Origin of the sequence: Pseudomonas sp. 39004, from assembly GCF_028682155.1 — a bacterium.
GTDB classification, from domain to species: Bacteria; Pseudomonadota; Gammaproteobacteria; order Pseudomonadales; family Pseudomonadaceae; genus Aquipseudomonas; species Aquipseudomonas capeferrum.
Map to the genome: position 1 here is coordinate 22,038 of NZ_JANIAG010000064.1, position 6,245 is coordinate 28,282.

Sequence of the window (6,245 nt, forward strand, 5' to 3'; positions counted from 1 at the left end):
CCGTACGCAAATGTTACTTACAACCCGTTACGCGCCTTGAACTCGCGACGGCGACGGTGCAGTACCGGCTCGGTATAACCGTTCGGCTGCTTGCCACCTTCGATCACCAGCTCCACGGCCGCCTGGAACGCGACGTTGTCGTCGAAGCTCGGCGCCATCGGTTGGTACAGGGCGTCGCCAGCGTTCTGCTGGTCGACCACCACCGCCATGCGCTTGAGGCTTTCCAGCACCTGCGCCTCGTTGACCACGCCGTGGCGCAGCCAGTTGGCCAGCAGCTGGGCCGAGATGCGCAGGGTGGCGCGGTCTTCCATCAGGCCGACGTTGTTGATGTCCGGCACCTTCGAACAACCCACGCCCTGATCGATCCAGCGAACCACGTAACCAAGGATGCCCTGGGCGTTGTTGTCCAGCTCGTTGCGGATCTCTTCGGCCGACCAGTTGGTGTCGGCGGCCAGCGGGATGGCCAGGATGTCGTCGACAGAAGCCGGGGTGCGCGTAGCCAGCTCGCGCTGACGTGCCTGCACATCGACCTTGTGGTAGTGCAGGGCATGCAGGGTAGCGGCGGTCGGCGAAGGTACCCAGGCGGTGTTGGCACCGGCCAGCGGGTGGGCGATCTTCTGCTCGAGCATGGCAGCCATCAGGTCGGGCATGGCCCACATGCCTTTGCCGATTTGCGCACGGCCTTGCAGGCCGGTGGCCAGGCCGACGTCGACGTTGTTGTTCTCGTAGGCGCCGATCCACTTCTCGTTCTTCATGGCGCCCTTGCGCACAACGGCGCCGGCTTCCATGGAGGTGTGGATTTCGTCACCGGTGCGGTCGAGGAAGCCGGTGTTGATGAACGCCACGCGCTCGGCAGCGGCCTTGATGCAGGACTTGAGGTTGACCGTGGTACGGCGCTCCTCGTCCATGATGCCGACCTTGACGGTGTTGCGCGGCATGCCCAGCAGGTCTTCGACCTGGCTGAAGATTTCAGCGGCGAAGGCCACTTCTTCAGGGCCGTGCATCTTCGGCTTGACGATGTAGACGCTGCCGGTACGGGTGTTCTTGCGGCTGGTGTTGCCGTTGAGGTTGTGCAGGGCGATCAGGTTGGTGAACAGGCCGTCCTGGATGCCTTCGGGGATTTCGTTGCCCTGGGCATCGAGGATCGCCGGGTTGGTCATCAGGTGGCCAACGTTGCGCACGAACAGCAGCGAACGGCCGTGCAGGGTGACCGTGCCACCGTTTGGCGCGGCGTATTCGCGGTCTGGGTTCATGGTGCGGGTGAAGGTCTTGCCACCCTTGTTCACGCTTTCGGCCAGGTCGCCTTTCATCAGGCCCAGCCAGTTGCGGTAGACGATGACTTTGTCATCGGCGTCCACGGCCGCGACCGAGTCTTCGCAGTCCATGATGGTGGTCAGTGCCGATTCCATCAGGATGTCTTTGACGCCGGCGGCATCGGTGCTGCCAACCGGGGTGCTGGCATCGACCTGGATTTCGAAGTGCAGGCCGTTGTGCTTGAGCAGCACGGAGGTCGGCGCGGTGGCATCGCCGACGTAGCCGATCAGCTGGGCATCGTCACGCAGGCCGCTGTTGCTGCCGCCCTTGAGGGCGACGACCAGCTTGCCGTCCTTGATGCTGTAGGCCGTGGAGTCGACATGCGAGCCTGCAGCCAGCGGCGCGGCTTCGTCGAGGAAGGCGCGGGCAAAGGCAATAACCTTGTCGCCGCGGGCTTTGTTGTAACCCTGGCCTTTCTCGGCGCCGCCTTCATCGCTGATGGCATCGGTGCCATACAGGGCGTCGTACAGCGAACCCCAACGGGCGTTGGCGGCGTTCAGGGCGAAGCGGGCGTTCATCACCGGCACTACCAGCTGTGGGCCGGCCATGCGGGCGATTTCTTCGTCCACGTTCTGCGTGGTGGCCTGGAAATCGTCGGCTTGTGGCAGCAGATAGCCGATTTCCTGGAGGAAGCTTTTGTAGGCTACGGCGTCATGGGCCTGGCCTTTGCGTGCCTGGTGCCATGCGTCGATCTTGGCTTGCAGCTCGTCGCGCTTGGCGAGCAGGGCTTTGTTCTTTGGAGCGAGGTCATTGATGATCTTCTCTGCACCTGCCCAGAACTGCTCGGCGACGATGCCGGTCCCGGGCATGGCTTCGTTGTTCACGAAGTCGTACAGGACCTTGGCGACCTGAAGGCCACCGACTTGAACGTATCCAGTCATTGCTTGCCTCACTCTGCTCAGCTATTTCGCTCTTCTGTATTAAGCCTGTAGCGCTTCTCTAAACACGGCACCAGTGCGTGCCCAGGTCGGATGAACCCGAGGGCGGCTGGGTGCGGCCTGCCAGACGGGCTGGCGGGCAGTGTGCGTATTTTCACAGGCGCCTTGGCAGACATCCAAACGACGTTTTGTAGTCCGCGCCACGGGATACTACATGAAGCAGTAGGCGGGGCAAAATCAGACTAAAAGCGTCGTTGTGCGACCCGTTGGTCGCGTATGGTCACGCTGGGAATTGGTATGTTCGCAAAAAACAGGTGGATTGTTCCAGATAAATCTTGAAACAGTACACGATTAGTCATGTCGATTGCCCTGCGGCAGGTTGCCGCGCCTTGCCTATACTCAATCGATCCCCCGGTTTATCGCCGCCCAGCGCGGTTCGACACAGAGGAAGGGCTTGTGGATCATCTTGTACTCACTGTGATTGCCCCTGACAAGGCCGGCCAGGTCGAACGCATTGCCCAATGCATCGCCGACCACAGCGGTAACTGGCTGGAAAGCCGCATGTCGCGCATGGCCGGGCAGTTCGCCGGCATCCTGCGGGTGGCGGTGCCGGCGGAAAATTATGCAGAACTGGTCGCGTCGCTGCAGGCCCTGGCCCGCTACGATATTCGTGTGTTGATTGCCGAGAGCGGCATCGAGCCGTCGTGCACGTGGAAGCCGATCGCCATGGAGCTGGTGGGTAATGACCGGCCGGGGATCGTGCGCGATATCACCCGGCTGCTGGCCGAGCTTGGGGTGAACCTGGAGCGCTTTACCACTGAAGTGCGGCCTGCACCGATGAGCAGTGAGCCGTTGTTTCATGCCAATGCATTGTTGGCGCTGCCGTTGACCTTGTCGCTGGACGAACTGCAGCAGCGGTTGGAGAGCCTGGCGGATGATTTGATGGTGGAGTTGGAGCTGCGGGCTGAGGAGTGATCCGCGACGGCTGGGGCCGCTTTGCGGCCTCAGGGTTATCCCCCGTTTTACAGGTACGGCCCTGTGGATAACCTGGGGGCGCACCTCTCCAGCCCACGCGCATCAAGGCCTGCAAAGGTTTGATCAAAAAACACTCAGAATTCAGCAGCTTGTGCACAAAGCACGGGGACGAGGGTGTGGATAACCTCTGGAGATGTCTCTGCAGGCCACGACCCGCGTGGCCTGCAAAGTTTTGATTATTTTTTGATCAGGCGCGCTTGCGCAAATTCAGCCAGGCATCGACGCTGTATATCGCCAAACCCGCCCAGATGAACATGAACGCCACCAAGGTGCTCGACGACAAATGTTCGTCAAACAGCAGCACCGCCTGCAGCAGCACCAGGGTCGGGGCGAGGTACTGCAGGAAGCCCAGCGTGGTATACGGCAGATGGCGTGCGGCAGCGTTGAAGCACACCAGCGGCACCAACGTTACCGGCCCTGCCGCCATCAACCACAACGCTTCGCTGCTGGTGTAGAACGCGCCCTGCGCGCTCATCGCGGCGGGGTGCAGCAACAGCCAGCCAAGGGCCAGGGGCACCAGCATCCAGGTTTCCACCACCAGGCCCGGCAACGCTGCCACGGGCGCCTGCTTGCGGATCAGCCCATAGAAGCCGAAGGTCAGCGCCAGTACCAGCGAGACCCAGGGCAGGCTGCCGACCTGCCATACCTGCTGGGCCACGCCCACCGCCGCCATGGCCACTGCCAGCCATTGCAGGCGGCGCAGGCGCTCGCCGAGGATGAGCATGCCCAGCAGCACGTTGATCAGCGGGTTGATGTAGTAGCCAAGGCTGGCTTCGAGCATGCGGCCGTTGTTCACCGACCAGACATAGGTTAGCCAGTTGCCAGCGATCAGCGCGCCGCTCAGCGCCAGGATGGCCAGCCGGCGCGGGTTGTCGCGCAGTTCGCGCCACCAGCCGGGGTGCTTCCATACCAGCAACAGCAGCGAGCCGAACAGGGCCGACCAGAGCACCCGGTGGACGATGATTTCCACCGCCGGCACGCTCTGGATCGCTTTGAAATAGAGAGGGAACAGGCCCCAGATGATGTAGGCACTGAGGCCCAGGATGTACCCGCGTTGCGGGTTTGCGGCGTGCATGCAGAATCCTTGCTTAGGTAGCTAAATAAAGCGACGCCTATTGTAGACAGAGGTCAGCGCACTTCTAGAACAATTTCAGCGGTTGTTCATCGAGCGCTGCCATCTGCTCGCGCAGCGCGAGAATCTGGTCGCCCCAGTAGCGCGGCTGGCCGAACCACGGGAAGCTTCGCGGGAATGCCGGGTCGTCCCAGCGCCGCGCCAGCCACGCGCTGTGGTGCAGTTGGCGCAAGGCGCGCAACGGCTCGATCAAGGGCAGCTCGCGCGGGTCGAAGTCGTGGAACTCGTTGTAGCCGTCGATCAGCTCTGCCAGTTGGCCGAGGCGTTCTTCGCGGCTGCCAGCGAGCATCATCCACAGGTCCTGCACCGCCGGGCCCATACGGCAGTCGTCGAGGTCGACCACGTGATACACCTCGTCGCGATGCATCAGGTTGCCCGGGTGCAAGTCGCCGTGCAGGCGCATCACCTTGTGTGGGGTGCGCGCGTAGATATCCTCGACCCGTTTCAGCAGGTCGCGGGCAACGGACTCGAAGGCGGGCAGCAATTCGCGCGGGACGAAGTTGCCTTCCAGCAGGGTTTGCAGGGAGGCGTGGCCGAAGTTGTCCACAGCCAACGCTTCGCGATGCTCGAACGGCCGTGTCGCGGCAACGGCGTGCAGGCGGCCGAGCAACTGGCCGAGGCGATAGAGCTGGTCGAGGTTGCCGGGTTCCGGTGCATGGCCGCCACGGCGGGGGAACAGTGTGAAGCGAAAACCCTGGTGCTCGAACAGTGTGCGGCCGTCGTGCTGCAGAGGCGCGACCACGGGCACTTCACAGTCGGCAAGCTCGGCAGTGAAGCGGTGTTCTTCAAGAATCGCTTCGTTGCTCCAGCGGCCAGGTCGGTAGAACTTGGCGATCAGTGGTTGTGAATCTTCGATGCCCACCTGGTAGACGCGGTTTTCGTAGCTGTTCAGTGCCAGGATCCGGGCATCGCTGAGGAAGCCGATGCTTTCCACGGCGTCCAGGACCAAGTCGGGGGTGAGGGTGACGAAGGGGTGTGACATGGTGGCTCCGGGGATAGGCGGCGTGCAGCCATGGTAACGCATTCCACCTTGCCAAACGGTGCGGCCAAGCTACACCGGCACCCCCAGCAGCACATAAGAAGGATGGAACTGTGCCCGTACCTGGCTGCCCGTTTGAATCCGATTGCGCGTCAACCACGCCTTTTCGGCGAACGCGCACAATGTCTGCCCATTGCCCAGCGCCAGCCGTACTTCGCTGGGCCCGTCAGCGTCCGCCAGCACGTGTTCCACCGTTGCCTTGAGGCAGTTGCTGCTCGCGTCGGCGTCATCGTCATCCCCCAGCAGTTGCACCCACCCGGCCTTGAGCAACGCCACCACCATTGCCCCCAGGGTCAACTCCAGGCGTGCGGTGCTGTCGTGGGTAATCAGCGCCTCGATCTCCAGGCCACCGCCCAGCGCCAGGCTTACGCAATCATGCCGGCCTTCACGGCGCAGACCGCTGACCTTGCCCTGCAGCTGATTGCGCGCACTGGTGCGCAGCATCAGGCGCCCGAGCAGGTCGAGGTCGCTGGACTCTTCGGCCGCTTCCAGGATTTGTGCCTGCAGGGCCTGCAGGCGTTGATAAAGACGCAGCACGCGTTCGCCTTCGACCGACAGGCGTGCGCCGCCGCCACCACGCCCGCCGGTGCTGCGCTCGACCAGGGGCTGGCTGGCCAGGTTGTTGAGCTCGTCGATGGCGTCCCAGGCGGCTTTGTAGCTGACGCCTGCGGCCTTGGCGGCGCGTGTGATCGAGCCTTGTTCGGCGATGTGCTGGAGCAGGGCGATGCGTTGCGGGCGGCGGGCGATGTGCTGGGTGAGCAGGGCGGGTAGAGACATGGGTAAGGTAATCAGTCGTTGACGCAAGGTCGTTGCTTTATAGCATGGCCCTGATTGGTTGCATGGCCCT

5 protein-coding genes are annotated in these 6,245 nt (G+C 62.9%); 1 reads left to right on the plus strand and 4 read right to left on the minus strand.

All coding sequences use genetic code 11. The annotated features are described in order from the left end of the window. Positions 1-17 precede the first annotated feature (17 nt). Positions 18-2,195, minus strand: coding sequence for a malate synthase G (locus NP534_RS13345; protein ID WP_274099001.1), 2,178 nt, complete (start codon positions 2,193-2,195; stop codon positions 18-20). A 453-nt stretch (positions 2,196-2,648) separates the two neighbouring features. Here NP534_RS13345 and NP534_RS13350 point away from each other — a divergent pair, with 453 nt between their 5' ends. Then, positions 2,649-3,167, plus strand: a complete 519-nt coding sequence (locus tag NP534_RS13350) for a glycine cleavage system protein R (RefSeq protein ID WP_033703100.1) — start codon at positions 2,649-2,651, stop codon at positions 3,165-3,167. 247 nt (positions 3,168-3,414) lie between these two features. Here NP534_RS13350 and rarD read toward each other — a convergent pair whose 3' ends face one another. From rarD to NP534_RS13365, 3 genes are all read right to left on the minus strand, one after another. Further along, positions 3,415-4,302 (minus strand): EamA family transporter RarD, encoded by an 888-nt coding sequence (gene rarD, locus NP534_RS13355; protein ID WP_274099002.1) that lies wholly within the window; start codon positions 4,300-4,302, stop codon positions 3,415-3,417. Between the two features lie 64 nt (positions 4,303-4,366). Continuing rightward, complete coding sequence (locus NP534_RS13360; protein WP_274099003.1) at positions 4,367-5,341, minus strand: serine/threonine protein kinase; 975 nt, start codon at positions 5,339-5,341, stop codon at positions 4,367-4,369. A gap of 69 nt (positions 5,342-5,410) precedes the next feature. Next, positions 5,411-6,175: a TOBE domain-containing protein gene (locus NP534_RS13365; protein ID WP_274099004.1), complete on the minus strand. Its 765-nt coding sequence runs from the start codon at positions 6,173-6,175 to the stop codon at positions 5,411-5,413. Positions 6,176-6,245: the final 70 nt, after the last annotated feature.

What these genes read in the sequence shown, in the direction of transcription:
- rarD (WP_274099002.1), bottom strand. Translation starts at nt 4,302, where the DNA reads ATGCACGCCGCAAACCCGCAACGCGGGTACATCCTGGGCCTCAGTGCC.
- NP534_RS13365 (WP_274099004.1), bottom strand. Translation starts at nt 6,175, where the DNA reads ATGTCTCTACCCGCCCTGCTCACCCAGCACATCGCCCGCCGCCCGCAA.
- NP534_RS13360 (WP_274099003.1), bottom strand. Translation starts at nt 5,341, where the DNA reads ATGTCACACCCCTTCGTCACCCTCACCCCCGACTTGGTCCTGGACGCC.
- NP534_RS13345 (WP_274099001.1), bottom strand. Translation starts at nt 2,195, where the DNA reads ATGACTGGATACGTTCAAGTCGGTGGCCTTCAGGTCGCCAAGGTCCTG.